At 60.9% G+C, this 25,121-nt stretch carries 21 protein-coding genes and 3 tRNA genes; 10 read left to right on the plus strand and 14 right to left on the minus strand.

Features of this window, described 5'->3' with window-relative positions; translation table 11 throughout:
• The first annotated feature begins 160 nt into the window (after positions 1-160).
• Complete coding sequence (locus tag ACJD00_RS02305) at positions 161-544, plus strand: VOC family protein (RefSeq protein WP_418908323.1); 384 nt, start codon at positions 161-163, stop codon at positions 542-544.
• Positions 545-757: 213 nt separating this feature from the next.
• On the opposite strand, the gene ACJD00_RS02310 is transcribed toward ACJD00_RS02305, so the two are convergent.
• A tRNA-Ser gene (locus ACJD00_RS02310) sits at positions 758-848 on the minus strand.
• A gap of 66 nt (positions 849-914) precedes the next feature.
• Entirely contained in the window at positions 915-1,391 is a 477-nt protein-coding gene (locus tag ACJD00_RS02315) for a nucleoside deaminase (RefSeq protein ID WP_309408943.1), read from the minus strand.
• Positions 1,392-1,526: 135 nt separating this feature from the next.
• Between ACJD00_RS02315 and upp the strand changes: the two genes are divergently transcribed.
• Positions 1,527-2,174, plus strand: a complete 648-nt coding sequence (gene upp, locus ACJD00_RS02320; protein WP_309408941.1) for a uracil phosphoribosyltransferase — start codon at positions 1,527-1,529, stop codon at positions 2,172-2,174.
• Between the two features lie 8 nt (positions 2,175-2,182).
• Here the strand turns inward: upp and ACJD00_RS02325 are convergent, their stop codons facing one another.
• Positions 2,183-3,685: a sensor histidine kinase gene (locus ACJD00_RS02325; RefSeq protein ID WP_418908324.1), complete on the minus strand. Its 1,503-nt coding sequence runs from the start codon at positions 3,683-3,685 to the stop codon at positions 2,183-2,185.
• Positions 3,682-4,422 carry a response regulator transcription factor gene (locus ACJD00_RS02330; RefSeq protein WP_309408938.1) on the minus strand — a complete coding sequence of 247 codons (741 nt, stop codon included), beginning with the start codon at positions 4,420-4,422 and terminating at the stop codon, positions 3,682-3,684. Before ACJD00_RS02330 ends, ACJD00_RS02325 begins: the two co-directional genes overlap by 4 nt.
• A gap of 593 nt (positions 4,423-5,015) precedes the next feature.
• On the opposite strand from ACJD00_RS02330, the gene ACJD00_RS02335 reads away from it, so the two are divergent.
• Both ACJD00_RS02335 and ACJD00_RS02340 read left to right on the plus strand, forming a co-directional pair.
• Positions 5,016-5,801, plus strand: coding sequence for a winged helix-turn-helix domain-containing protein (locus ACJD00_RS02335; RefSeq protein WP_418908325.1), 786 nt, complete (start codon positions 5,016-5,018; stop codon positions 5,799-5,801).
• Between the two features lie 99 nt (positions 5,802-5,900).
• Positions 5,901-6,422 carry a SixA phosphatase family protein gene (locus ACJD00_RS02340; protein ID WP_418908326.1) on the plus strand — a complete coding sequence of 174 codons (522 nt, stop codon included), beginning with the start codon at positions 5,901-5,903 and terminating at the stop codon, positions 6,420-6,422.
• 75 nt (positions 6,423-6,497) lie between these two features.
• Here the strand turns inward: ACJD00_RS02340 and ACJD00_RS02345 are convergent, their stop codons facing one another.
• The 3 genes from ACJD00_RS02345 to ACJD00_RS02355 are packed head-to-tail and all read right to left on the minus strand — an operon-like array spanning position 6,498 to position 10,356.
• On the minus strand, positions 6,498-7,100 hold the full coding sequence (locus ACJD00_RS02345) for a TetR/AcrR family transcriptional regulator (RefSeq protein WP_418908327.1): 603 nt from the start codon (positions 7,098-7,100) through the stop codon (positions 6,498-6,500).
• A gap of 2 nt (positions 7,101-7,102) precedes the next feature.
• Complete coding sequence (locus ACJD00_RS02350) at positions 7,103-9,475, minus strand: YhgE/Pip family protein (protein WP_418908328.1); 2,373 nt, start codon at positions 9,473-9,475, stop codon at positions 7,103-7,105.
• Positions 9,472-10,356 carry an ABC transporter ATP-binding protein gene (locus ACJD00_RS02355; RefSeq protein ID WP_418908329.1) on the minus strand — a complete coding sequence of 295 codons (885 nt, stop codon included), beginning with the start codon at positions 10,354-10,356 and terminating at the stop codon, positions 9,472-9,474. Before ACJD00_RS02355 ends, ACJD00_RS02350 begins: the two co-directional genes overlap by 4 nt.
• Before the next feature lie 146 nt (positions 10,357-10,502).
• Here ACJD00_RS02355 and ACJD00_RS02360 point away from each other — a divergent pair, with 146 nt between their 5' ends.
• Positions 10,503-12,458: an ExeM/NucH family extracellular endonuclease gene (locus tag ACJD00_RS02360; protein ID WP_418908330.1), complete on the plus strand. Its 1,956-nt coding sequence runs from the start codon at positions 10,503-10,505 to the stop codon at positions 12,456-12,458.
• Between the two features lie 68 nt (positions 12,459-12,526).
• On the opposite strand, the gene ACJD00_RS02365 is transcribed toward ACJD00_RS02360, so the two are convergent.
• A tRNA-Arg gene (locus tag ACJD00_RS02365) sits at positions 12,527-12,600 on the minus strand.
• Between the two features lie 138 nt (positions 12,601-12,738).
• Here ACJD00_RS02365 and ACJD00_RS02370 point away from each other — a divergent pair.
• A complete protein-coding gene (locus tag ACJD00_RS02370) occupies positions 12,739-14,004 on the plus strand; it encodes an MFS transporter (protein ID WP_418908331.1) in 1,266 nt (421 codons plus the stop codon).
• A 79-nt stretch (positions 14,005-14,083) separates the two neighbouring features.
• Here ACJD00_RS02370 and ACJD00_RS02375 read toward each other — a convergent pair.
• Positions 14,084-14,160, minus strand: a tRNA-Arg gene (locus tag ACJD00_RS02375).
• A 303-nt stretch (positions 14,161-14,463) separates the two neighbouring features.
• Here ACJD00_RS02375 and ACJD00_RS02380 point away from each other — a divergent pair.
• On the plus strand, positions 14,464-16,296 hold the full coding sequence (locus ACJD00_RS02380; protein ID WP_418908332.1) for a phosphoenolpyruvate carboxykinase (GTP): 1,833 nt from the start codon (positions 14,464-14,466) through the stop codon (positions 16,294-16,296).
• A 73-nt stretch (positions 16,297-16,369) separates the two neighbouring features.
• Here the strand turns inward: ACJD00_RS02380 and ACJD00_RS02385 are convergent, their stop codons facing one another.
• A complete protein-coding gene (locus ACJD00_RS02385; protein WP_418908333.1) occupies positions 16,370-17,593 on the minus strand; it encodes a multidrug effflux MFS transporter in 1,224 nt (407 codons plus the stop codon).
• Between the two features lie 120 nt (positions 17,594-17,713).
• Between ACJD00_RS02385 and ACJD00_RS02390 the strand changes: the two genes are divergently transcribed.
• Entirely contained in the window at positions 17,714-18,241 is a 528-nt protein-coding gene (locus ACJD00_RS02390) for a PadR family transcriptional regulator (protein WP_309408920.1), read from the plus strand.
• Positions 18,238-19,158 (plus strand): alpha/beta fold hydrolase, encoded by a 921-nt coding sequence (locus tag ACJD00_RS02395; RefSeq protein WP_418908334.1) that lies wholly within the window; start codon positions 18,238-18,240, stop codon positions 19,156-19,158. The genes ACJD00_RS02390 and ACJD00_RS02395 overlap by 4 nt, the downstream gene beginning before the upstream one ends.
• Here the strand turns inward: ACJD00_RS02395 and ACJD00_RS02400 are convergent.
• The 4 genes from ACJD00_RS02400 to ACJD00_RS02415 form a co-directional block, all read right to left on the minus strand.
• Positions 19,155-20,327 carry an FAD-binding oxidoreductase gene (locus ACJD00_RS02400; protein ID WP_418908335.1) on the minus strand — a complete coding sequence of 391 codons (1,173 nt, stop codon included), beginning with the start codon at positions 20,325-20,327 and terminating at the stop codon, positions 19,155-19,157. The two genes, ACJD00_RS02395 and ACJD00_RS02400, sit on opposite strands and share 4 nt — an antisense overlap.
• A gap of 128 nt (positions 20,328-20,455) precedes the next feature.
• Complete coding sequence (locus ACJD00_RS02405; protein WP_418908336.1) at positions 20,456-20,905, minus strand: RrF2 family transcriptional regulator; 450 nt, start codon at positions 20,903-20,905, stop codon at positions 20,456-20,458.
• A gap of 3 nt (positions 20,906-20,908) precedes the next feature.
• Positions 20,909-21,388 carry a hypothetical protein gene (locus ACJD00_RS02410; RefSeq protein ID WP_418908337.1) on the minus strand — a complete coding sequence of 160 codons (480 nt, stop codon included), beginning with the start codon at positions 21,386-21,388 and terminating at the stop codon, positions 20,909-20,911.
• Positions 21,389-21,394: 6 nt separating this feature from the next.
• Entirely contained in the window at positions 21,395-22,825 is a 1,431-nt protein-coding gene (locus tag ACJD00_RS02415) for a phosphomannomutase/phosphoglucomutase (RefSeq protein ID WP_418908338.1), read from the minus strand.
• A gap of 145 nt (positions 22,826-22,970) precedes the next feature.
• Here ACJD00_RS02415 and ACJD00_RS02420 point away from each other — a divergent pair, with 145 nt between their 5' ends.
• The gene (locus ACJD00_RS02420; RefSeq protein ID WP_418908339.1) at positions 22,971-25,091 is read left to right on the plus strand and encodes a RecQ family ATP-dependent DNA helicase; all 2,121 of its coding nucleotides are present in this window, start codon (positions 22,971-22,973) and stop codon (positions 25,089-25,091) included.
• Positions 25,092-25,121: the final 30 nt, after the last annotated feature.

Consider the following 25,121-nt stretch of genomic DNA (forward strand, 5'->3'; position numbering starts at 1 on the left):
GGAGGTTACCTAGCTTCCTAGTTGGGATTTGTTAGGGTCTAGGCGCCTTCCAAGGAGGAATCACCCGTCGAATCTGTGCTTGCGTCTTCCCTCATTACTTCCTGTGCTCGATTACCGAGCACCGCTTAACGCCTAGTGAACCATGCCATAACATGGGCCCATGGACAGAGTGGTTTGGTGGGAAGTTGAAACGAGGGATCCGGAGCTCTTTCAAAAGTTTCATGCCTCGCTGTCAGGCTGGTCATTTGAGCCAGCCTTCGCGGATACGGAGCTGGGCGCCGACTATTGGATAATTCAGGCAGGAGACCGCGGAATAGGCGGACTTCAGCGTGCGGATCCGTCGGCATCACCGCCGGCCGCTGGAGCGCGACTGTATTTAGCTGTTGACGATCTTGAGACAACGCTCGATCGCGTATTAGCGCTCGGTGGGGTGGTGGAGCGGTATCGGACCGCATTGGGCGGTGACGATCGATGGTTCGGCATTTACCGAGATCCGACAGGGGTATCTTTCGGTTTGTGGACTGCGCACGCCGAACGCCCCTGAGGCCGTTCGAGGTAGTCGTTGCTTATGGGCCGGTTGCCCGAACCAGTATTGGTATGGGTGGCTGCAACGGTTTGGTGGAGTCAGGGGCGTTGGGCAACGATGCGAAGCGGACTCTCGGAAGAATTCTGATTCGGAACCCTCATCGTTGGTTAGCGTTGGAAAAGAGGAAGACCCCTACGTCCTTGCTAGTTCAAGGAGGTAGGGGTCTTGCTTTGGCGGTGACGGTGGGATTTGAACCCACGGTACGGGGTTACCGTACACAACATTTCGAGTGTTGCACCTTCGGCCGCTCGGACACGTCACCAGACCTGATTACTCTATACCGGTCATGGTGCGAACACCAAAACGAGTGGCCGGTAACACATTCGGGTTAGTGGCGCTTGCTCTGGAAGAAGCTTTTTAGGAGTTCGGCACATTCGGCTTCGCGTACCCGCGGGTACACCTCGACGAGGTGATTTAGCCGTGGTTCACGCACGATGTCGAAAACCGAACCGCAGGCACCAGCTTTCTCATCCCAAGCCCCGAACACCAGCTTCGGAATGCGAGCCAGGACGATGGCTCCGGCGCACATGGCGCAGGGTTCGAGAGTCACCACGAGGGTGCAGTCCGCTAGCCGCCAACCATCTTCTTGCCCACGGCGCTGTAATTCCTGCACGGCGTTACGGATAGCCACCACTTCGGCATGCGCCGTGGGATCGAAGCCTGCTTCTCGTTCGTTCCGTCCGGTGGCCAAGACGGTGCCGTCGGGGGAGAGAATCACCGCGCCAATGGGGACATCGTCGGTCGCCAACGCGGCGCGTGCCTCGTCGAGCGCAAGTTGCATCCACTGATCCATCACATCGGCCATAGTTCACTACTTTAGGACGAACTGCGCTGCGGGCGGCTCGGCGGCTGTTTCGCTGGGCACAATTCTTGGCGGTGAGCCGCGAATTTTCGCGCTAGGAGCGCTGTGCAGCTGGTAACCGGCTGGTAGATTTTAGGCATGCGCGTACAGGTAGTTGACCACCCACTGGTGGCACACAAGGTTTCGGTTCTTCGAGATAAGAACACCCCGTCCCCGATTTTCCGCCAGTTGACCGATGAGCTGGTCACCCTGCTGGCCTACGAGGCAACTCGTGAAGTTAAAACCGAGCAGGTTGAGGTCATCACGCCGGTTGCGACGACAATCGGTACCGCTTTCGCCAAGCCGACCCCTCTTGTTGTGCCGATCCTGCGAGCCGGTCTGGGCATGCTCGAAGGGATGACGCGGCTGGTGCCGACCGCCGAGGTGGGTTTCCTCGGGATGGCGCGTAATGAAGAAACGCTCGACATCATCACCTATGTTGACCGCCTGCCCGATGACTTGACCGGCCGTCAGGTCTTCATTCTGGACCCGATGCTGGCTACCGGCGGAACCTTGGCCGAAGCCATCAAGTTCATTTTCGACCGTGGCGCCGACTCGGTGACCTGCATCTGCCTGATCGGTGCTCCCGAAGGCATCGAACGCCTTCGCAAGAGCCACGGCGACGATGACCGCGTGCACCTGGTGCTCGCTTCTCTCGATGAGCGGCTGAACGAGAAGTCCTACATCATCCCCGGCCTGGGAGATGCCGGTGACCGCCTGTATGGCGTGACCCCGCCACTGGTCTAAATCCCGAGCTAGTTCCGCGCCGGGCCGGTCGAGGCTGGCCCGGTGGAACGCTCGGTCGGCCCAGAGGCCACCGGCAGGCGCACCTCGAAGGTGGTATCCCCGGGGCGGGAAGACACCGTGATGGTGCCCGAGTGCGCCTCGACAATACTTTTCGCGATGGGCAGACCCAGCCCGGTGGTGCCATCAGACCCCGAGCGTGCGGTGTCGGCGCGGGTAAAGCGCTCGAAAACGCGGGGGAGGAAGTCCTCGTCGATGCCTTCCCCGGTGTCATGCACGCGCACGATGGCCTGATCGGTGGCCGCGTCCCGTGCCACGGTGACGGTCACCGTATTGCCCGCCGACGTATGTTTGCGCGCGTTGGCCAACAGATTGGTGATCACCCGGCGAAGCGACGCGGCATCCGCGTCCACGTACAGTTCCTCGGCCTGGCATTCGAAATCCCAGTTGTGCTCCGTCGCGGTGATCTTGAAATCCTCGGTGATATCCGCCGTCAGCAGGCCTAGATCCACCCGTTCGAGGGTGAAGCCTTCGCGTTCATCCAGGCGAGCCAACAGCAAGAGGTTTTCCACGAGGGTGCTCATCCGGTTGCTCTGCTGGAGCACGCGGTCCACCGACCGGCGGCCGTCTTCGGAGAAGTGCTCGGTGGCCGAGAGCAGTTCGGTGTAGCCGCGGATCGCCGCCAGTGGGGTCCGGAGTTCATGTGAGGCGTCGGCGACGAATTGGCGCATTTGCGCCTGAGACTTTTCACGTGCGGTCAACGCGGTGGAGACGTTATCGATCATGGCGTTCAACGCCCAGCCCACGTTGCCCACCTCGGTACCAGGAATGGCGTCCTCGCTGGATACCTTGTCCATCGGCGCCACGGTGCCGGTCTTCAAATCTTCGCTGGCCACCGAGGCGGCGACCGAGGCAACACGCTTGAGCGGCGCGAAGGAACGGGTGATCCACCAGGAGCCAGCCAACCCGGCCCCCAGCACACAGAACAAGGCGATAAACAAGGTCAGCCACGACATGCGGAGCAGCGCCGCATCGGTGGTGTGCAAGGGCAATCCGACGATCAGGGTTCCACCCGAGCCGGGGTCCTTGGTGGCCAGCAGCAGGTAATCGCCGATGGAAAGGTGTTTGCGCACCGGTTCGTCGCCCACCTTGAGGGTGACCAGCGGGGTGGTGTCGGCCTGCGTAATCTCCACGCGTTCCCCGGAGGAATCATCCAGAATCGCGCCGGAGAAGATGTACGGGTAGATGTAGCGGGCCGTGAGGGTGCCCGGGCCCTGACCCGGGGCAAAGAGCTTGTCTCCGGGCTTGTTCAAGTTATCCGAGTACGCCGCGGCTCGGGCAGCTGTTTGGTAAAGCTGCTCGTTGAGCTGGGCCATCAGGGTTTGCCGCACGCCGGCGTTGTAGAGCAACCCGAGGAGCACCGCCACGGTGGTCAGCGAGCCGAGCAGGATTACCAGCAGGCGCCGTTGCAGCGCATGCGGATTTCCTCGCAGGGTGCTGTTGAACAGACTCATGCCGCCGGCTTCAGCACGTATCCCACGCCACGGACGGTGTGAATCATCGGTTCGGCATCGACGTCGATCTTCTTGCGCAGGTAGGAAATGTACAGTTCCACGATGTTGGCCTGGCCATCGAAGTCGTAGTGCCAAACGTTATCGAGGATCTGCGACTTGGACACGACGCGGCGAGCGTTGCTCATCAGATAGCTCAGCAGGTCGAACTCTGTGGCGGTCAGGGAGATCTGGCGTCCGGCGCGTGAAACATCGTGCGAGTCCATATTCAGCACGAGATCGCCGACGACCAGTTCGGAGGTATCGGCGCTGGTAGCACCCGAGCGTTCCACAAGTCGATGGAGCCGAATGAGAACCTCTTCGAGGCTGAAGGGTTTGGGCACATAATCGTCGGCTCCGGCGCCGAGGCCTTCGATGCGGTCCTCCACGGCGTCCTTGGCGGTCAAGAAGAGCACCGGAACTTCCGGCAGGTAGGTGCGGACCTTGCGGAGGACCTCGGGACCGTCGAAGCCCGGAAGCATCCAGTCCAGTACCAGCACGTCGGGGGAGAGGCTGCGTGCGGTGGCAACCGCCTGCGGCCCGTCGTGGGCGATTGTGGCCTCCCAGCCGAGCATGCGGGTACCCATGGAGACCAGTTCGGCCAGCGACGGCTCGTCGTCGACCACCAGCACCTTGATGGGAGTGCCATCCGGGTGGGTAAGACGTGGCAGCTGCGAGGGGGAGAATCGGGAATCGCTCATGTTTACCAGCTTCCGCTATTGCTTTGAGGTGTCTTTGTGATTTACCTGTGCAGACCCTATGTGCGTTAGCGATGATTTTATGCGGCTTCCGCGTCTACAACCAGTGAATTATTTGGTCAAGGTAGGACTTATGCGAATGTTTGAGGGGTGGACTCGGGTTAACTGTGAATGAATATTCATAGGCGTGAATGGTGTGGTCAGATTGATCGATTGTTTTGGAATCACTGCTCACTGCGCATAGTTAAGCGCTTGATGTTTGTAGTTTTGACTAAAGTGTCACTCGTCACAAATGGACACATCTGTCTCACATTATGGACGCCTGTGGTTTATGTTACTTGCAAGTTGTGAATGTTACGGGGAAACTAGAAGAGTGAGTACAGCGCAAAACACCGAAATCGGCGGAAATGGCACCGACGTGCACACCGCAATGCGGTGTTGCCGAATGCTCGGCGCCAACGGATCTCATCATTCGTAGATGATTCGTTGGCGGGACACCCAACTGTTGTTCGTGGAAGAAGGCCGCGGGCAACGCAAGTAAAACCCGAAGCATCGGCGCCAAGTCACTTGGCCTTCGCAGCAAAAGAGGAAAAAATATGTCGGCAGGATCCGGATACGTCCACGTTTCAATTCGCAACGCACAGAATCGTGCCGCGGCGGCGCAGCGCGCAGCCGCCGGTAACTATGCACCGGCCGGTTATCGTCCGCTGCGTGCCGTATCGAATATTCATGAAACTCGTGAGGCCGCCGGCGCAAGTACCCCGGCACCGGTACAGAACGCCCCGGCACCTGCTGCCGATACTTCGGCTCGTGGCTTCGTGCTCTACGTCGGTCTGGATGAGACCGTAGCCCAAGAGCAGGGCACCTCGCTGGGTAAGCTGGCCACCCAGGTACGTTCCTTCCTCGCAACGCTTTCTCCGCAGGCGCAGACCCACGCTGCCGTGGCGCTGGCCCCGGCGAGTGCGCAGGGTGAGCCTATCGATGTAGTGCGTCAGGCTCTGGGTGATCCGACGCTGACCCGCCGTAACCGCGTCGAGAACCGCCCGAGTGCTCCGCGTCCCTCCGGTGTGCTGATCGACCTGTCTCGCCGCGAGGTATACCTCGATGGTGAAACGCTGAACTTGACCTTCAAGGAGTTCGAACTGCTGAACTTCCTCGTTGAGAACGGTACGCGCACCGTGGGCCGTGATGAGTTGCTGGAAAACCTGTGGCGCAATGCCGAAGAGGTTCCCAACGAGCGCACCATTGACGTGCACATCCGTCGCCTGCGTTCGAAGCTGGGCCGTCTGGCCAACACCGTGCGCACCGTGCGCGGTCAGGGCTACCGCTTCTACGAGCACCCCGAGGTCGTCGTCTGGGCCGCCCCGGAATACTCCATCTAAAGCATCTGCCGCGGAAGCGGCACCCGAAGGGGACGTTCGAATCGCAGTGCGCGAGGCGGGCGTCCCCTTTTTGTTGGCTGGCGATGGCATGCTTGAGATATGACAGTGCACACTCGCCGCCTCATCCTCATGCGTCACGCTAAAAGCGACTATCCCTTGGGAGTTGACGATCACGACCGGCCGCTGGCTGCCCGCGGGGACCGGGAGGCCCCGGCGGCCGGACGCTGGCTCGTCGAGCACAATCTAATACCCGACTACATCATTTGCTCGGATGCGCTACGGGCGCGTTCCACCTGCGCCTGGGTGCTTTCGGAACTCGGGGAGCAGGGGCCAACGCCCTATATCGACACGCGTATCTACCGCGCCGGGGTCAGCGAGCTCTGTTCGATCATCAACGAAACTCCCGCTTCTGTTTCCACCTTGTTGGTGATCGGCCACCAGCCGATCCTGCAAGATCTCGCGTTGCGCTTGGCCTCGGCCGACTCGGATCAGGAGGCAGTGTATGAGCTGGCTATGAACTACCCGACGCTGGGGACCACCGTGTTGGAAACCGAGCATCCTTACTCGCATCTGGACGCGCGGGACGCCCGGGTAACATTCTTCGCCGTGCCACGCGACTAGCCGGGCGCCCGGTTTACACCCGTGCAGATTCCGCCCCTCAGGTCTGCCGCTACACGGCGCCAGTGGCGGATCTGGTCAACGGGTCGTGCCGCCGGCCATCAGCCCGTCGATGATCAGCATTGTGGCCCGCACCGCAGAGTCCTTGTCGCCGGGGCGTTGCGGGCTGGCGCTTTGCCGCACGGCGAAGAGCGCCGCACCAAATAGGGCTGCGGACACCGTGCTGCGCAGTTCGCTGGGCAACTCGACCAAACGCACCAGCACCCGCTCGATCACCTCGACGACCTGGGTGTGCAAAACCTGTAATTGCATCGCCCACCGTTCGGTACGTCGCTCGTTGAGCAACAGCTGAGCGTAGGCCGGGTAGCGTTCGATGAAGTCGACCGCTACCTCGATCATCAGACGCAGGGCCTGATACGGGTCCTCATGCGAGGCAGCCTCGTGTAGCGCCGAAAGCAGCGTCTCGGTACCAAAGTCCAGCATTGCCTCCAACATCTGGTCCTTCGACCCGAAGTTGTAGTACACGGTGCCTTTGGAGACTCCGGCGCTGGCGGCGATCTCATCCACGGTAACCGACTGCGGGCCGTGCACGCCCATCAGCTGCATGCCGGCGGCGAAGAGCCGCTGCTTGGAAGCGGTGGCGCGAACCCGCTCACGTGGGGTAGGGGCTTCGGCGACCATGCTCATTCCCCTAGCTCCGGCTGCAGCGCCTTCAACGTCCACGTCTTGTGCTTACGTACCGCCAGAGTGGAGAGCACTAGACCAAGGATGGTGTATCCGATCAGACCCAGAATAACCTCGCTGAGCACGCTCAGGTCAGCGCCGTACATCAAGTGCCGCATACCCACGACCACATGCCCCATGGGCAGAATGCGGTGCAGCACATGCAACGGTTCGGGCAGGGTTTCCCACGGGAAGGTGCCGCCGGCGGTCACCAGCTGCAGCACCATCAGCACGAGCACCACGAACTTGCCTGCTGTGCCCAGCAGCGCGCAGATGCCTTGAATGAGCGCGGTAAAGGCCATCGAGGCGAGGAAGAACAGTCCCCAGGTCATCCATGGGTGGGCGGTATTCAGGCCGAGCCAGAAGATCACCACGCAGTACAGAATCGAGGACTGGATCACCGAAATCAGGAAGAAGGGTAGCCAGCCGCCAATGGCGATCTTCCAATTCGGGGCGTTCGAGGCCAGCGCACGCTTGGTGATTGGGCGCATCACCTGGGTGAGAATGAAGGCACCAATCCAGGTGGCCAGAGTCATGAAGAACGGGGCAAGACCCTCACCGTAGGCCATGGCCTTGGTCTGGTCCGTGCGGGTGACCTCGACTGGGTCACCGATGACCTCGGAGAGCTTTTGCTTGGTCTGGTCATCCGGGTTCGGTACCTTCTTGGTGCCGTCGCTGAGCCCATTGGCAAGCGTGTTGGAGCCGTCGGAGAGCTGGCCTGCGCCATTGGCCAGGTCGCCTACACCGTCGCGCAGGGTGTGTAGCCCGGTGGAGAGGGTGCCAGCACCCTTCTCGAGCTTCGCAGCACCGTCGTCGAGCTTGGCGGCCCCCTTGTCGAGCTTGGCGGCACCATCGTTGAGCTTAGCGGTTCCCTCCACGGCGCTCTTCTCACCCTTGTAGAGGGTGTTGGCGCCACTGTCGAGCTTGGCCGCGCCCGTTGCCAGTTGCTTACCACCATCGGCGGCCGAGGCGATGCCGTTGACCAAGGTCGGAACCGAGGCGTTGAGCTGGGCGGTGCCATTGGCCAGCGTGCCTAGGCCGCCGGAGAGCTGCTTGGCACCCTTGGCCACCGCCTCGGAGCCGTCGGCCAGCTGTTGGATTTGCCCCTGCGCCGTCTTCAGCTGGGTCTTGACCTTTTTAGCCTCGGCGACCACCTTGGAATCGGCCGCCGCGCTATCGATGGCGGCGGAGACCTCCGAGGTAATCGAATCGGCCTGGTCCTGGGTGATGACCCCGTCGGCTACAAGCTTGTCGAGGCGCACGGTGGCCTGGGATTCGGCCGTATCGAGTCGGTCGGCGGCGTCCTGCTCGAGAGCGGTGATCACCCCGGCAGCGTCCTGAACCTTTGCATTGAGGGCCGCGTTTCCGTCGGCCACCTGGCGGGCACCGGAGGCGAGCTGCTTGGAGGCGTCGGAAGCCTTGGCGGCCCCGTCGTTCAACGCCTTGGCGGCAGCTGGCAGCTTCGCGGTCTTCTGCTTCATTTCGGACAGCCCATTGGACAGCTTGTTGGCGCCCGTGGACAGCTCACCGGTGCCGGATGCCAACTGCTTGGAACCATCGCGCAGCTTCTTCTGCCCGGCGAGTAGTTCGCCCGTGCCGGAGTGCAATGTTGACGTACCCGAGTGCAATTCTCCGGTACCCGAATGCAGATCGCTGGTGCCCTGGGCGAGCTGGTCGCCTCCGTCCACGAGCCTGTTCACGCCGTCCGACAGCGAGCCGACACCGTCCACAAGTTTGACCGATCCGGTGTAGAGATCACCGGCTCCGTCGGCCGCTTTTTTCATGTTCTTGTGAATGTCGACAAACCCGGTCAGCAGTGCATCGGCGGTCTGGGTGCCGACTTCGGTGGCCACCGAGTCGTGCACTGTTTTCGCGAGCTTATCGGCGAAGGTACCGACCATGTAGTTGTTGGCATCGTTGGTGGTGATCTTCAGAATGCCTTGTTTGGCCTTCTCGAAGTCGGCCGGTGAAGCGAGATTCTTCGAGAAGTCCTTGGGGATGGTCATGGCAAAGGAATAGTCGCCGCTGGCAACCCCGGCTTCGGCCTCTTCCTCGGTGTCCACCACAACCCAGCCGAAGGTACCGTCCTCGAGTAGCGACTCGGTGACGTCGTCGCCGACCTGCAGCTTCTTACCGGACTTTTCGGCCCCTTCGTCGAGGTTGACCAGTGCTGCCTGCACTCCGGAAAGGTGCGATTGTGGATCCCAGTTGGCGTAGAGATAGAGGGCACCGTAAATCAGCGGAACACAGCTCAGGGCGATAATCGCCAACTTGGGCAGGGTGCCGCGGGTCATGCGCTGAAGTTCGGAGAGCGCTAACCGAAGCGTGGTCATGAATTGTCCTTTGCGCGGGTCGTCTCGCTGGGTTGGTCGGGCGCCGCCGGAAGCGGTGTGGTGCCTTGCTCCGCGGACTCGCCGTCCGCGACCTGCTCCTGCTCGGCCTCAAGGTTTTGGGGTGATTCAACGTTTTCGTCCGTGGTGTCAACCGGTGCTGGGGTGGCGGCCGGGGGCGCCTCGGGCGTTGGGGTGGGTGGCAATACGATGGCTTCGGTAGCGGCCGCCGGTTCTTCGGAAGGCAGAGACATTTCGAGTACTGGTTCACGCTGGCCCATGACGACCGCCGGTCCTTGCCAGCAGTCCGGGATGCGGGAGACCACCGCGACCACGGCGAAGGTTTCGTCGTCCTGAGCGATCCCCTCGAGGAGTTCGAGCCAGTCCGCGTCATCTAATCCGTGTCGTTCCGGGGAGTCGAAGACGGCTAGGCGAACTTCGTGATATTCCGCGGCTAGTCGGGCCATGATCTGGAGCCGGATAAGCGGGTCGAGGCTGTCGAGCCACTCGTTGGCGACCTTGCGAAAGCCATTGCGGTCGAGCCAGTCATCGATACTGCGTTTGCGCCAGAGCGGTACGGGGACGAGCGAGAGGTCTTCAGCCACCAGATCGCGAACCTTCAAGTGCTGTTCCGGGGCATTGATTTCGGGGGAATCGACCAGTGCGCTGTGTTTGCGCAGGGAGGCGAGCTTATTCGAGTGATTCCATGCCACGCTGCCGGTGGAAGGGGCCATTCGACCGGAGAGTACTAGGCTCAGCGCGGTCCGGGAAATTTGGGTTCCGGCCTGCACCACAAGTAATTCGCCGAGCTTCACCTGCAAAGAGGTGGGGTCGACAAGCTGTCCGTGGCGTCCGGCGACGGTGATCTGGTCTGCAACTAGCACACTTCCACACTAATTGAACTGACCGGTCAGTTCAATTAGTGTGTCTGTTCTTCTGATCACCTCTCGTTTTGGTAGACCGAGCCGAATTCACGTGTCGTTTACCAAAGTGTGGGGAAAGCCACCTAAGATCGGTAAATCATTCATCCATGACTACGATCACAAGGAACCTTATGGGTAAGCACCCCACACGCACCTTGGCTACGGCTGGCATCACCGCCGTGGCACTGGGACTCGGCTTCGCTCCGGTGGCTACCGCTACCGGAACCGAACCCACCTTGACCGAAATTTCCGCCGTGCAAGGCACCGGGGAGAGCACTCCCATGGACGGCGCCGAAGTTACCGTGCGCGGTATCGTAACTGCCGCTTATCCCACCGGTGGGATCAACGGTTTCTACTTGCAAACTCCTGGAACGGGCGGTGACGAGCTTCCGGAGGCCAGCGAAGGCATCTTCATCTATGCCCCGGGTCAAACAGAAAAGGTCAGCACCGGTGACTATGTTCAAGTCACCGGCGAAGCCACCGAATATCACGGGCTGACCCAAATTCGCGCAGCACGCTCTACCGTTGCGGTGCTCGACGAACCTACCGAAGCGGTCAAGCCGTTGGATATTGAACTTCCAGCGGGCGCTGCTGAGCGCGAGGCACTTGAATCAATGCTGCTGGCCCCCTCCGGCAATTGGACCTTGGCCGATAATTACTCGGTAAACCAATACGGTGAGCTCACACTGGCTTCCGGCACCAGCGAAATCTTGCCCGGTGAAAAAGCACTACGTCAGCCCAGCGATGTTTTTGCTCCGGGAAGCAGTGACGCCCTAGCCCTGGAAGCTGAAAATAGTCGCCGCTCCATCACTCTGGATGACGGTGCGACCCTTAATTTCATGGGGGCAACTTCGTCGAAGAACAATCCGCTACCGTACCTTGAGGCTGGGACCGCATTGCGGGTCGGGGCGCCGGTGAACTTTCAGACCGGTGTCATTCTGGACTACCGCTACGATCAGTGGCGCTTGCAGCCCCTCGGGCAGGTTAGCGGGACCCAGCGCAATAACCCGATCAGCGTCGGGGATACCCGTAGCGAACAGCCCGAGGATGTGGGCGGGAATGTCACTGTCGGCACCTTCAATGTGCTGAATTACTTCACCACCACCGGCGACAAGCTTCAGGGTTGCAACTACTACACCGATCGCGAGGGGAACCCGGTGACCGTGCGACGTGGTTGTGACGCGCGTGGTGCGGCCAATGCTGAAAACCTCGAGCGACAGGAAGCCAAGATTGTCTCGGCGCTGAACGCCATGGATGCTGACGTTGTCATGCTTCAGGAAGTCGAGAATTCTGCACACTTCGGTCAGCCACGGGATACCGCCTTAGCAACACTCGTCGATGCGCTGAATGAAAAGGCCGGGGCGGGCCGTTGGGCCTATGTGCCAAGCCCCGAGGAACTGCCTGCCTCTGAAGACGTGATCCGGAGCGCCGTGATCTATCGCCCTTCGAGCGTCAAGCCCATTGATGAGTCCATCATCGATGATCATGAGGCTTTTTCTAATGCACGCCAGCCGCTAGCGCAGGCATTCCAGCAAGTGGGTGGAAACTCCAAGACGCGATTTGCTGTCATCGCGAACCACTTCAAGTCCAAAGGCTCGGCACCCAGCGACCCCAATGATCCGAATGCAGATCGCGGCGATGGGGCAGGGGCCTGGAACCAAGCGCGAGTTGAGCAGGCCTCCGAACTTGTCTCCTTTGCCCAACGTGTGAGCAAGGAGCGCAACACCGATAAGGTATTGCTCGGTGGCGACTTCAACTCCTATGGTGCCGAGGATCCGCTACGCGTCTTGGCTCAAGCCGGCTACTCCGATATCACCGCCGCTAGTGGCAAGCACAGCTACCTCTATGGCGGCCGGGTGGGTTCGCTCGACCACGTCTTCGCCTCTCCGGGCGCGGCCGAAGTCGTCACTGGCAGCGACGTTTGGCAGATCAACGCCAATGAACCAGTAGCGCTGGAATACAGCCGCTTTAACTACAACGCCACCGACCTGTACGTGGCCGATATGTTCCGTGCCTCGGACCACAACCCGGCCGTGGTGGGTTTGCAGTTGAGTAAGCGCTAGGCGCGAACCGAGTGCAAAGCAAAGATCCCGGAACATTTGGGTAAGTGTTCCGGGATCTTCGTGATTTGTGCGCCCAAAGGGATTCGAACCCCTGACCTTCTGTTCCGTAGACAGACGCTCTATCCAGCTGAGCTATGGGCGCATATTTAGTTTTCATCGTCGTGACGACTCGTATAACTATACACAGCGCGCCGGGGGCCGTCGAACCGAAATTGCCAAAAGTGGCTCGATTCACATTATGGTGGGCTCAGTAGGAGGTTCGTCCGGTGAAGGAGGCGCAGTGCCAGTAATCGAAAGCCTGAAGGCTCAGCGCCGCCTACTGTTCTCAAATGCTTTCGATGCGGCGGGTCGCTCGGTGGCAGACTTCGCCGCCGACTTGATCTTCGTCCTGTTACTTGGAGCGAATGCCTTCCAAATGGGCTTGCTCAATGCCTTGGGCTCGGTGGCTTTCGTGGTCGTGGGAATTCCATTGGGCCACGCGGTGGACCGTTTTACGCCCTTGCGGACCTTGCGGGTCGGACTTGCCGCGAAGTTCTTTCTGTTGCTGGCGATGGTATTGCTGCTTATCTTTGGGGCCTTACAGATACCCATAGCGTTACTGCTGGCCACCTTGCTTGGAGTCTGTAACGCCCTTAGTGAGACTTCGCAGGTTAGTCTCGCCCCCGCATTGAGCGCAGCGGAAGGAACCGACCGCGAACGAGAACTGGCGCCACTACTGGCCAGATTGGCCGCGGCGGATCAGTCATTGGCCATCATTATTCCGGCAGCCGCCGGAATCGGATTCACCATACTTGGGGCACCGGCACTCTTGACCGTGGCGATCGCACTGCTGGCATTGGCGCTGTACTTCGCCTTATTGCTCAGTGTGCCGTCTCGAGGCGAAGGCCACGAGGTGCCGGAAGAGCATCATGAAGTTGGTTCCTTTATGCGCCGAGCTCTGGCCGGCTTCTCCTACTTGGGGGCACAGCGGCCGCTTCTGATGATCACGCTGATCGCAGCCTGCTCGAATCTGGGATTGGCCATCGGGTCCTCGGTGGAAGCGATTTTCGTGTTGAACTATCTGGACTTAGGTCCTGCCTGGTTTGGTGTACTCGGGGCCGTTGGCGGAGTCGGCGGAGTCGGCGGCGCCTGGCTGGCCCCACGGATCGCCCAGCGCTACCACGCCGTTGGCCTCGTTCGTGGAACGACGGTGCTTCAGGCAGCGCTTGCCGGACTAGTATTCCTCGCCGCATTTCTACCGCCGTGGGCGGCGTTGAGCCTCCTGGCCGTACATAGCTTGTTCTGGGGAGTGGCGGTTATTGCCATGAATGTTGCGGTGACGACATGGTCGAGCCTGTTGACGCCCGAACGACTGCTTGGCCGCGTGGTGAGTGCCCGCCGCACGCTGACTTTTGGGGTGGTTCCGCTGGGAAGCTTGCTCGGGGGCTGGGTAGGGTTGCACTTCGGGGTCCCCGTCGCTCTTGGCGGGTGGGTCGTGGCTACCCTCTGTGCCGCTGGGTTTGCTGTCGGAGGTTTGCGAAGCGGGGCGCAAGAGGTTGCCAGCTGATCCCGCCAGCGGAACCGGTGAGCTGAAAACTTTGCGGATAACAAAAATTCCCCCGGCCTGTGACCGGGGGAATTTTATTTGGTGCGCCCAAAGGGATTCGAACCCCTGACCTTCTGTTCCGTAGACAGACGCTCTATCCAGCTGAGCTATGGGCGCATCTTCAGTTTTCGGCTCGCCGTGACGAACCTCGAATAACTATACAGAGATTTTCGCGCCCGTCAAAATCCATCCTGCGGCCCATACGAGGGAGCCGGGTAGCACCAGAAAAAGTATACCGGTCTACGTGACCTTAATCACAGAAAGTCGATGTTGATTAGTTCGAAATCCCCGAGATTTAGCGGAACTCAGATTCTCGAGCGGTCCAAGGCCGGTCCGCTGAGGTTTGTGTCACAGAATCCGTCGGAGCCCACCACCTAGCCTTGATTTATTGCTAGTTCAGCCCAATGGAGGGAATGGATAATGAGCCCGAGCTCGGATCAGAACGTTATCGACGCAGCGCCAACCACGCACGCCAAGCTGGTGTCGTGGGTCGAGGAAGTCGCCGCACTGACGAAGCCGGACCGGGTTTATTGGGTTGATGGTTCCGCCGAAGAGAACGACCGCCTGTGCGCGGAACTCGTCGAGGCCGGAACGCTGATCAAGCTGACCGATCCGAACTTCCCGAACTCCTACGCGGGTTTTTCTGACCCCAAGGACGTGGCCCGCGTCGAAGAGCGCACCTTCATTTGCTCCAAGGAGAAGAAGGACGCCGGCTTCACCAACAACTGGGAAGACCCAGAGAAGATGAAGGCCAAGCTCGATGGTCTTTTCGACGGGGCCATGCGCGGTCGCACCATGTACGTTATTCCGTTCGTGATGGGCCCCCTAGACGCCGAGAACCCCGCCTACGGAGTCGAGATTACCGACTCTGCCTACGTGGTCGCCTCGATGCGCATCATGGCCAAGATCGGCACCGAGGTGCTGCGCAAGATGGAAGCCGAAGAAGCCTTCTTCGTCCCAGCGTTGCACTCTGTCGGTGCCCCGCTTCAGCCGGGCGAAGAGGATGTTCCGTGGCCGTGCAACGAGGATAAGTGGATTGTGCACTTCCCCGAAGAGCGCGCCATTGTTTCCTACGGTTCGGGATACGGCGGCAACGCGCTGCTGGGCAAGAAGTGCTACTCGCTGCGTATTGCTTCGGCGATGGCTCGCGACGAAGGCTGGTTGGCTGAGCACATGCTTATTCTGAAGCTCACCAGCCCACAGGGTAAGGCTTACAACATCGCTGCGGCCTTCCCGTCGGCCTGCGGCAAGACCAACTTGGCCCTGCTGGATCCGACCATTGAGGGTTGGAAAGCCGAAACCTTGGGCGACGACATCAACTGGATGCGCATCGGCGCCGATGGGGAACTGCGTGGCCTGAACCCGGAATACGGCCTGTTTGGTGTTGCTCCCGGCACCGGCTGGTCCACCAACCCCAACGCAATGCGTGCCATCGCCAAGGGTAACTCCATCTTCACCAACGTCGCGTTGACCGATGAGGGTGGCGTCTGGTGGGAAGGCATGACCGACGAAGCGCCGGCGCACCTGACCGACTGGCTTGGTCAGGACTGGACCCCGGAGTCCGGCACCCCGGCCGCTCACCCGAACTCGCGCTTCTGCACGCCGATCGACCAGATCGACATGCTGGCCGACGAGTACTACTCGCCTAACGGTGTGAAGATCGACGCGATCCTCTTCGGCGGACGACGCAAGACCACCATCCCGCTGGTCACCGAGGCGCGTAGTTGGACCAACGGTGTGTTCATGGGTTCGACGCTTTCCTCGGAGACCACCGCGGCCGCTGCCGGCGCCACCGGTGTGGTCCGTCGTGACCCGATGGCGATGCTGCCATTCATTGGTTACAACGCCGGTGACTACCTCAACCACTGGGACAAGATTTCGGCGAAGCTCAATCCCGAGCAGGCTCCGAAGGTCTTCCTGGTCAACTGGTTCCGTCGCACCCCGACCGGTGGATTTGCGTGGCCAGGCTTCGGTGACAACTCGCGCGTGCTCAAGTGGGTTATTGAGCGCATCGAGGGTACCGCCGAGGCTGCCGAGACCCCGATCGGCAATGTGCCCACCGGTGAGTCGTTGGACCTGACCGGCCTGGAGAACTTCACCCCCGCCGATGTCGAGGTTGCCGTGAACGTCGATAAGGATGAATGGTTGGCCGAAGTTGCCAGCATCGAGGAATGGTACGCGAACTTCGGTGAGGCCCTGCCCGCTGCCCTACGCGCTGAGCTCGATGGCCTGAAGCAGCGCTTGAGCGCCTAGTCGCACAGGATCGCGAAGGCACCCAAGCTCCCCGCACCACCTCGTGGTGCGGGGAGCTTGCTTTAACCGAACCTTAGGAACGCGCCGGGAGAGTGAGCCCGGCGGAGTCTGAGTGGAAGCGATCGGCCGTGTAGATCAAGGCTGCGAATGACACTGCGGCGCAGCAGAGTAGCACCACGGCCAAACCCAGCGCCGAGTTCTCCCCGCGCATGCCGACCAGCGGCGTCGCCATCGCACCCACCGCGAACTGCGCCGCGCCGAGTAAGGCCGAGCCGGATCCGGAGACTTCGCGGACCTCGGCCAGCGCGAGTCCGGTGGTGTTACCCGTGGTGAAACCGATGCTCGCCACCAAAATAAAAATCACCGCCGCCAAGGCCAGCGAGCGTACGCCCAGTAAGACGAGGATCAGTAACAGTAGGCTCGCGCCAAGCATGACGCTCAGCGCCACGCTGATGGTACGGCGCAATGGAACGCGCGTGGCCAAGCGAGCCGAGGTGAAACCAGCTGCAATCAAGCCCAGGGCATTGACGCCGAAGGCAAGGGCATAGAGCCGAGGGCTGAGCCCCATCACATTCTGGTAGACGAAGGGGGAGGCCGAAACATAGGCCATCATGCAGGCGAACCCGAAGGCGAACTGGAGCATGTAGCCCACAAAACGAGGACGTGAGATGGCCTGTCGCAAAGGAGCGAGATACCTTCCCGAGCTACGAGCCGTGAGCGGAAGTGTTTCCTTATAGAACGCCAGACAGCCGGTGCACATGATCGCGGCAACTGCGGCCAAGGTCCATAGCACGGCACGGAATCCGCCGATCTGGGCAATGAAAGAGCCGAGAATTGGCGCGACAGCCGGTGCAACACCACCGATAGTCATCAGGATGCTAAACATCCGTGCGGTGCGTACACCGCTGGTGGTGTCGGCGACGATGGCCTTGGAGATCACCAGACCGGCGGCGGCTCCTAGTCCCTGCAGGGCACGGGCGGCAATCAGTGATTCCAGGGTCGGGGCCAGCGCCGCGCCGACACTTGTCAAAACGAACAGGCCGGTGCCTAGGCGCAGCGGCAGGGCGCGCCCCAAGCGGTCGGACAGTGGCCCCCAGAGGAGCTGACCCGCTGCCATTCCCAGCAGAAAAGCTGTGAGCGTTAGCTGAATCCGCGTGGCCGAGGCGCCGAATTGGGTTGCCATCGCTGGAAACGAGGGCAGATACATGTCTACTGCCAGTGGGCCCGTGGTGCCCAACACCACCAGCAAGATGAACAATATGGGGGTCAGTTTCGAATGTTCAGCGCGGGCGGACATGCTCCCATTCTAGATTCCATAACAGGCGAGCTCCTGCGGCCGATCGCTCGAACCGGAATTGCTCCCCGTAAACGCAGGTCGGGTGGGTGTGTTATCCACTATCTGTGACAAGATGTGATTATGGTTTTGGCACGATTAATCTTGGGTCTGCTCTGTTTATCGCCGATGACAGGCTATGAATTGAAGAAGCATTTTGACTCGTCGATTAACCACTTTTGGAATGCGGACAAGGCGCAGATTTACCGAACCCTGGCCCAACTGGTTGACCAGGGCTACGCGACTGTGCGTACGGTAGAACAGAGCAACTACCCGGATCGTCAAGAGCATCACATCACCTCTGCGGGCCGTCAGGCACTGGTCGCTTGGCTTTCTCAAGGCCCGGCGAGCGGTACCGAGCGTGATCCCTTTATGGGACAGGTATTTTTTGCCGCAGAGCTTGGTAAGGAACAAATTCAACAGTTACTCACCGAGCGGAGGAACGCGACCCAACGTGTGCTCGACGACTACCTGTCGCAACGGGAAGGGATCGATATGCGTGCCGCAGCCGACCGGCGCAGCTTTCTGATGGCTGCCACCCTTGATCATGCCATTCGGCAGCAGGCCGCCGAGTTGGACTGGCTTGACGCGGTCATGGAGTATCTCCCATGAGCGGCGATCAGCGGAACGAAGCGCTAGACCCTAACGGCTATGCTCAAGTGCACCCGGCTTCCTCCGGCTCGGCCGCTAGCGGTTCCGAACAGACCCTGGTTCTGTTGCACGGTGGCTCGGTGGGCAACTGGGTATGGGAACCGCAGGTACGTGCCTTCGCACGAGCCACCGTGCTCACCCCGCATCTGCCTTCCTTTGGCGCGCGAAGCGACGAGGACTGGGCCGGGCTGCAATCTGCGGCCGACGACGTTGCCGCGCTGATCGCAGAAGAAGTTCCCAGTGGTGGCGTCCACCTCGTCGGGATGTCCGTGGGAGGGCTTATCGCCGCCCACGTGGCCGCGCGGCATCCCGAGCTCGTGCAGAGCCTTCTGCTCAGCGGCACCCCCGCCTCGGGTGTCCCGGCGTTGGCTCGCAACCTGAACCGCTGGCAGCTGAAGCTAGCCGGCAGCCCCTGGTATTGGCGGTTCCAGGCCGGGGCCTATGGGATGGTCGACGACGAAAAGGAGCTTTTCGCGCGGCATGGGGTAACGCTGAAAGAGCATAACCTGCGAGCAATTACCGAAGAACTGGCCGCGGGCGGACTGCCCGAAGATCTGAACAACTACACGGGTTCCGCCTTGGCGCTGGCCGGGGCGCTCGAACCAAAGCTCGTGGCCTCCTCTTTCCCCGCTCTACAGGCCAAGCTTCCGCAAGTAGCGACCCGACTCGTTCCCGGTGTGCACCATCAATGGAATATTGAAACTCCGTTGCTGTTCAATGCGGTTCTGCGCCAATGGGCATTTGAAGGCAGGATTCACTCGAAGCTTACCGAAGCGCCCGCACGGGCGGGTAAGAGTTCGTCCCTGGGGGCCAAGTTCGGCAAACGCCCTGCCACCGACCCGGCCCCTGGAACTGAAACGCAAAAGCCAGAGGACTAGGCGGCCAACCAGACATCTGGGCCGAAGACTTCATAGTGAATCTTCTGGGCCGGTACCCCAAGGCTCAGTGCCTGCGAGCGCAGCGCATGCATGAAGGGCAAGGGTCCGCAGAGGTACAGTTCGCTGTGTTCATCAACGTGTCCGGTCAGATCCATGAGTCCCTGACGCGACTGGTAGGCCTCGGGCAATGGTCCGTGCTCGAACCACGTGCGGAGCGTCGCCTGCGGAAGTTGCCGCAGCGAATCGAGCATCTGGTGTTGTAGCGCCCACGCCTCGACGCTAGCCTCCGCATGCAGGATGCTCAGGCGTCGTACTGAACCTGCGGCAGCGAGGCTGGAAAGCGCCGCGGCCGCCGGAGTGCACCCAATGCCAGCGGTGGCAATTACGAGTGGTGTGCCCTCGGCATCAATGACCAAATCTCCGTAAGGGTTCGACAGCTCCACCACGGCCCCCGGCTGCAAGCTATGCAGGGTCGTGCTCACCTCTCCGTCGACATCCAGCTTGACCGTGATATGGCGACGGCTCGTTGCTTCCGGTTGCTGACTGAGTGTGTATTGACGTACCTGACGGGTGCCATCGGCGACCGGCAGGCGTAGGGAGACGAACTGTCCTGGACGTGCCGCGGCCACGGGGGTTTCGTCGAGCGGTTCGAAGCTAAAGCTTACGCAGTCGGTGCTTTCGGTCTGTCGCCGCACGAGTCGCCAGGCACTGTAATCGACGCTATTGGGTTGCGCCGCGTAGAGCTCACGCTCCAACTTGATCAGGGCGTGTGCCATGAGCCAATAAACCTCGGTCCAGGCCGCCGTGATTTCTGAAGTCAGGGTATCGCCTAAGTCTTCGGCAATGGCGGCGAACAGGTGCTCGTAAACCACCGGATATTGCTCCTCGCGGACGCCGAGCGAGGCATGCTTATGGGCGATGCGCGAAAGCAGGGTTTCGGGAAGTGCCTGCGGGTTGGCCAGCAGGTAACTGGCGAAGGTGGCGATGGAACCGGCGAGGGCCTGCTGCTGTCGTCCATTGCGCTGATTCGAGCGGGAGAAGGTTCCGTCGAGCAATTCGGGGTGGGCGGCGAAAAGCCGGCGGTAGAACACCGGGGTGATCTGCCCAATGCGCTCGCCGATCAGCGGCAAAGTGGCTTCGATGAGCGGGCGGGATTGGGTGGACAGCATGGGAACCTCCGGAACACAGGGATTTACTTGCATTTGATATGCAAGATTTACACTATAGTTCTACGCCTTGTAGAAGAGATGTGCAAGTGCCTCGAATGCCGCTCGGGTGCCACGCCTCGGCGGCGGCGCTAGTTGGGAAGGCGCGGCGAGGGGAAGGGGAGCGTCTGCAAGGCTGGTGAGGTGCAGACTTCGCGGACGGTCAGTTCGTCCAGACTGGCGTAAAAGGCTTCACGGGCCGCGCGCAACGCCTGGCGCAGACGGCAACCGGCGGCTAAGGGACACGCGCCCGCGTTGGTGCTGGGGGAGCAGTCGACAACATCTTCACGCCGGTCGAGGTGGCGTAGCAGGGTGCCCACGGAGCTGTTCAGGCCGGCCTCGGTGATGCTGGCGCCCCCGGAGCGCCCGCGCGTCACCTCGATCAGGCCGAGCGTTCGAAGTTCGAGGACGGCCTTAGTGACGTGGTTGTACGGGGTATTTATCAGCTCGGCAATTTGCCGACTGGTCAGCTGACCCGCGGACGGTGCCCCGAGCACCATGATGGTGCGCAGGCACACGTCCGCGAAGGCTGACAGACGCATGAGCTAGTTAGCGTCCTGCGACCAGATCGAGGCGGTGGCAGACTCTGCGGACGGATCCTCGAACTGCCACGGGCCACCTGGCTCTTCAGGCATGGCGTAAGGCTGAACAATTGCCAGCGCTAGGCCCTGACGATGCTCGGCAACCACATGGATTGCGTCGCGCTCATCTTCCTGCAACAACACATCGGAGGCGATGGCTACGGCGCTGAAATCGGTACCTTGCTGGTTAAGTACTTGCACCAGATCGGCTGCCATGCTCTCGGTGTCGATGTCGGCCTCCGGGTCCTCCGGATCATCCGTCGGTGGCACCGCGATGAGACGCAATTCGCCGTCCTCGCCCTCGGTGCCGGGCTCCAAACCGATGGCGAAGGGCAGGAATACTCCCTGCTCCTCGAGCTGTTCGCGGGCCACACCCAGTGCGGTACCCAGGACCTTATTCAGATCATCCTTGACCTCGTCGGTCATGTCCTCAACGTTCATCATGGCTCCTTAGGAGTTGGGGTCGGTGTCGCGAACGATCCCCAGCACGCTATCACGGACCGGCTCAATGATCGCCGCAGTGAGACCCTCACCATTGAAACGCAAGAACGGCTCGGTATTCGACGGACGGAGGTTAAACCACCAGCTACCATCCTCTGCGCTAAACGTCGTGCCGTCCATGGTGCTCACGCTCACCGGCTGACCCGCGAAATGCGCCGCCACACGGGCGATCGCCGCATCCTTATCCTCGACCCGGGAGTTGATCTCCCCAGTGGCGGTGTACGGCTCAAAACGAGCCCCCAGTTCCGAAAGCGGCAACGTGCTCTCACCCAACGCGGCCAACACATGCATCGCCGCCAACATCCCGGTATCAGCGTTGTAAAAATCACGGAAATAGTAGTGCGCCGAGTGCTCACCACCGAAAATCGCCCCATGCTCGGCCATCTTGGCCTTAATGAAGGAATGACCCACACGTGTCTGCACCGGCACCCCGCCGACCTGCGTGACGAACTCCGGCACCGCCCGCGAGGTAATCAAATTATGAATCACCACCGGGCTCGACTCCCCAGCAGCCTGAGCCCGCGCAATTTCACGCACCGCAACCAGCGCGGTCACCGCCGAGGGAGACACCGGGTTACCCCGCTCATCGATCACAAAGCAACGATCAGCATCCCCATCGAACGCCAAACCAATATCCGCCCCGTGCTCACGCACCGCGGCCTGCAGATCCTTAAGATTCTCCGGCTCCAACGGATTCGCCGGATGATTCGGGAAAGTCCCATCGAGATCGAAATACAGATCCACAATCTCCAACGGCAACCCGGCCAACACACTGTCACCCAGCACGGCAGGAGTCGTCAGCCCGGCCATACCGTTACCGGCGTCCACGACCACCTTCAACGGCCGAATCCCCGACAGATCAACCAAGGAACGCAGGTAGGCCGCGTAATCAGCCAAAACATCCAACTCACGCACCGTACCGGAGGGGGCCTCGGTCGAAACCGGCAGCCCCTCGGCCAGATAGCTCTGCGCGAGATCACGAATATCGAACAGGCCAGTATCCGACGAAATCGGCACGGCCCCGGCCTTGGCCATCTTCAACCCGTTGTATTCCGCCGGATTGTGGCTAGCGGTAAAAACTACACCAGCGGCGTCGTAGCGGCCCGCCGCGAAGTACAGTTCGTCGGTGGAGATCTGGCCCAACAACACCGCGTTCGCCCCGCGATAAGTCACGCCACGGGCGAAAGCCTGAGCGAAGTCGGCGCTCGAAGGCCGCATATCTCCGCCAATGAGCACATCCTTGCCGGAAAGCGCCAGCACATCGACAAAGGCAGCTCCAATAGCCTCGACGGCTTCGGCGTTCAATTCCTGCCCAACGATGCCACGCACGTCGTAGGCCTTGAAGCTCTCGTGTAGATCAATATCAACAGTCACGTCCATCAGCCTACCGGGTTCATCTGCCGGAGCGCCGTTGCCGGGGGCGTAAAGACGGTAGGAGCTGGCTAACATTTTCTTCCCACGGACAGCGCCCACAGCCCGAGAGCGCGGTGTCGAACTGTCCGAAGCGACTGCAATACTTGGGTACATGAACGCCACTGGGAACCAGCCGTTGTATCAGGAGGCCCTAGCTAAGCTCCGGGCTCTCGTGCAACGCGAGGACGCGCATTTTCACGACGGTCAGTTCGAAGCCATTGAGGCGCTCGTAGCACATCGCCGGCGTGCGCTGGTGGTGCAGCGCACCGGCTGGGGAAAGTCCGCCGTGTACTTCATTTCCTCTCTGTTGCTTCGAGCCCAGGGACGTGGGCCGACACTAATCGTCTCCCCGCTGCTGGCGCTTATGCGCGATCAGGTGGCTGCAGCCGAGCGTGCAGGAGTGCGCGCCGCGGCCATTAACTCAGCGAACGTTCTGGAATGGCGTGAAGTACTTGCGAAGCTGCAACGCGATGAGATTGACGTGCTGCTGGTCTCACCCGAACGTCTGAACAATCCGTCCTTCCGCGAGGAGCAGCTGCCACTGCTGCTGGATCGTCTCGGGCTGCTGGTGATTGACGAGGCTCATTGCATATCTGACTGGGGCCACGACTTCCGTCCCGATTACCGCCGAATCCGCGAGCTGATCAACCGGTTGCCGGCCAGCCTACCGGTATTAGCCACCACGGCCACGGCCAATTCGCGGGTCGTTGAGGATGTGGCGGAACAGTTGGCCGCCGATGGCGCCGAGGTCTTCACCCTGCGCGGATCGTTGGCCCGGGACTCTTTGCGGTTGGGTGTGTTGAAGCTCGCTTCACCACGCATGCAGTTAGCTTGGCTACTTAGCCATATCGAGAGCTTTACCGGTTCCGGGATCATCTACACGCTCACCGTCTCGGCGGCTGAAGATGTGGCCCGGCTGCTTTCCGAGGCCGGTCACCGAGTAGCCGCGTATACCGGACGGACCGATATCTCTGAACGCGAGCAACTTGAATCCGCGTTGAAGAACAATGAAGTCAAAGCCCTCATCGCCACTAGTGCGTTGGGGATGGGATTCGATAAGCCGGATCTGGGGTTCGTTGTCCATCTCGGCGCGCCAAGTTCCCCGGTGGCCTACTACCAGCAGGTCGGTCGTGCCGGTCGTGGAAGTATCAATGCCGACGTGTTGCTACTGCCCGGGCCCGATGACTCGGAAATCTGGCAGTATTTCGCCACCAGCTCGATGCCCGACGAGCAGCGTGCGCAGCAGGTGCTCGACGCTCTTGCCGCGGTGGATGGCCCGGTCAGCGTGCCCGCACTAGAGAGCGCGGTCAACCTCCGACGTTCCCCCTTGGAACTGTTATTGAAGGTGCTTGCGGTGGATGGGGCGGTGCAGCGTGTCGCGGGAGGTTGGATCCGCACCGATATGCCGTGGGTTTATGACGCGGACCGTTATCGCCGGGTCGCGCAGAGCCGAATTCATGAGCAGAACCTCATGATCGATTACGAGAATACCGCCCGTTGCCGGATGGAATTCTTGACCCAGACACTCGACGACCCGCAGGCGGGCCCGTGCGGAAAGTGCGACAACTGTGCCGGGGCGTGGTACGACGATCACATTCCGCAGGAGTCTAAGGACAGCGCACAGGCCGCGCTGGTCAAGGCCGGTGTCCGGATTGAACCTCGTAAGCTCTATCCTTCGGGTCTCAACAAACTCGGTTATTCCCTCAAGGGCAAGATCCCCGAGGACGAGCAGATTCTTGAAGGACGTGCACTGGCGCGCTTAACGGATCTGGGCTGGGGAAATAGACTGCGCCAGCTCTTTGCGGACCCGACCGATGCTCCCGTGCAGCAAGCCATGCTCGACGCATGCGTCAAAGTGCTCGCCGAATGGCAGTGGCCGCAACGACCCGTGGCGGTGGTGGCTATGGCTTCAGCCCACCGTCCGCAACTCATAGAATCGCTAGCGCAGTCCCTGGCCAGCGTTGGCAGGCTGCGTTACCTCGGAGCGCTGCAGTATCGGATGGGCCCGCCGGAGGGCGGACCCGGTGGAAACTCGGCTTTTCGCCTCGCAGCGGTGGCTGATGCTTTTGAGATTCCGCCGCAGATGGAGGAACTCTTGGCTAATGCTCCTGGGCCCGTGCTTCTCGTGGATGACCTAGCTGATTCCCGGTGGTCTTTGGCCATGGCTGGACGAGCCTTGAGGATCGCGGGGGCACCGGGTGTGTTGCCTTTCACCTTGGGCTTAGCTGGGTGATCATTCAGTTAAAAGAAGTAGGCTGGAGGT

This window comes from Glutamicibacter endophyticus, assembly GCF_048457885.1.
Lineage (GTDB): Bacteria > Actinomycetota > Actinomycetes > Actinomycetales > Micrococcaceae > Glutamicibacter > Glutamicibacter endophyticus.

Bases quoted from the DNA above. Each gene is read 5' to 3' on its own strand.
- ACJD00_RS02305 (WP_418908323.1), top strand. From the start codon at position 161: ATGGACAGAGTGGTTTGGTGGGAAGTTGAAACGAGGGATCCGGAGCTC.
- ACJD00_RS02315 (WP_309408943.1), bottom strand. From the start codon at position 1,391: ATGGCCGATGTGATGGATCAGTGGATGCAACTTGCGCTCGACGAGGCA.
- upp (WP_309408941.1), top strand. From the start codon at position 1,527: ATGCGCGTACAGGTAGTTGACCACCCACTGGTGGCACACAAGGTTTCG.
- ACJD00_RS02325 (WP_418908324.1), bottom strand. From the start codon at position 3,685: ATGAGTCTGTTCAACAGCACCCTGCGAGGAAATCCGCATGCGCTGCAA.
- ACJD00_RS02330 (WP_309408938.1), bottom strand. From the start codon at position 4,422: ATGAGCGATTCCCGATTCTCCCCCTCGCAGCTGCCACGTCTTACCCAC.
- ACJD00_RS02335 (WP_418908325.1), top strand. From the start codon at position 5,016: ATGTCGGCAGGATCCGGATACGTCCACGTTTCAATTCGCAACGCACAG.
- ACJD00_RS02340 (WP_418908326.1), top strand. From the start codon at position 5,901: ATGACAGTGCACACTCGCCGCCTCATCCTCATGCGTCACGCTAAAAGC.
- ACJD00_RS02345 (WP_418908327.1), bottom strand. From the start codon at position 7,100: ATGGTCGCCGAAGCCCCTACCCCACGTGAGCGGGTTCGCGCCACCGCT.
- ACJD00_RS02350 (WP_418908328.1), bottom strand. From the start codon at position 9,475: ATGACCACGCTTCGGTTAGCGCTCTCCGAACTTCAGCGCATGACCCGC.
- ACJD00_RS02360 (WP_418908330.1), top strand. From the start codon at position 10,503: ATGACTACGATCACAAGGAACCTTATGGGTAAGCACCCCACACGCACC.
- ACJD00_RS02380 (WP_418908332.1), top strand. From the start codon at position 14,464: ATGAGCCCGAGCTCGGATCAGAACGTTATCGACGCAGCGCCAACCACG.
- ACJD00_RS02385 (WP_418908333.1), bottom strand. From the start codon at position 17,593: ATGTCCGCCCGCGCTGAACATTCGAAACTGACCCCCATATTGTTCATC.
- ACJD00_RS02390 (WP_309408920.1), top strand. From the start codon at position 17,714: ATGGTTTTGGCACGATTAATCTTGGGTCTGCTCTGTTTATCGCCGATG.
- ACJD00_RS02395 (WP_418908334.1), top strand. From the start codon at position 18,238: ATGAGCGGCGATCAGCGGAACGAAGCGCTAGACCCTAACGGCTATGCT.
- ACJD00_RS02400 (WP_418908335.1), bottom strand. From the start codon at position 20,327: ATGCTGTCCACCCAATCCCGCCCGCTCATCGAAGCCACTTTGCCGCTG.
- ACJD00_RS02405 (WP_418908336.1), bottom strand. From the start codon at position 20,905: ATGCGTCTGTCAGCCTTCGCGGACGTGTGCCTGCGCACCATCATGGTG.
- ACJD00_RS02410 (WP_418908337.1), bottom strand. From the start codon at position 21,388: ATGATGAACGTTGAGGACATGACCGACGAGGTCAAGGATGATCTGAAT.
- ACJD00_RS02415 (WP_418908338.1), bottom strand. From the start codon at position 22,825: ATGGACGTGACTGTTGATATTGATCTACACGAGAGCTTCAAGGCCTAC.
- ACJD00_RS02420 (WP_418908339.1), top strand. From the start codon at position 22,971: ATGAACGCCACTGGGAACCAGCCGTTGTATCAGGAGGCCCTAGCTAAG.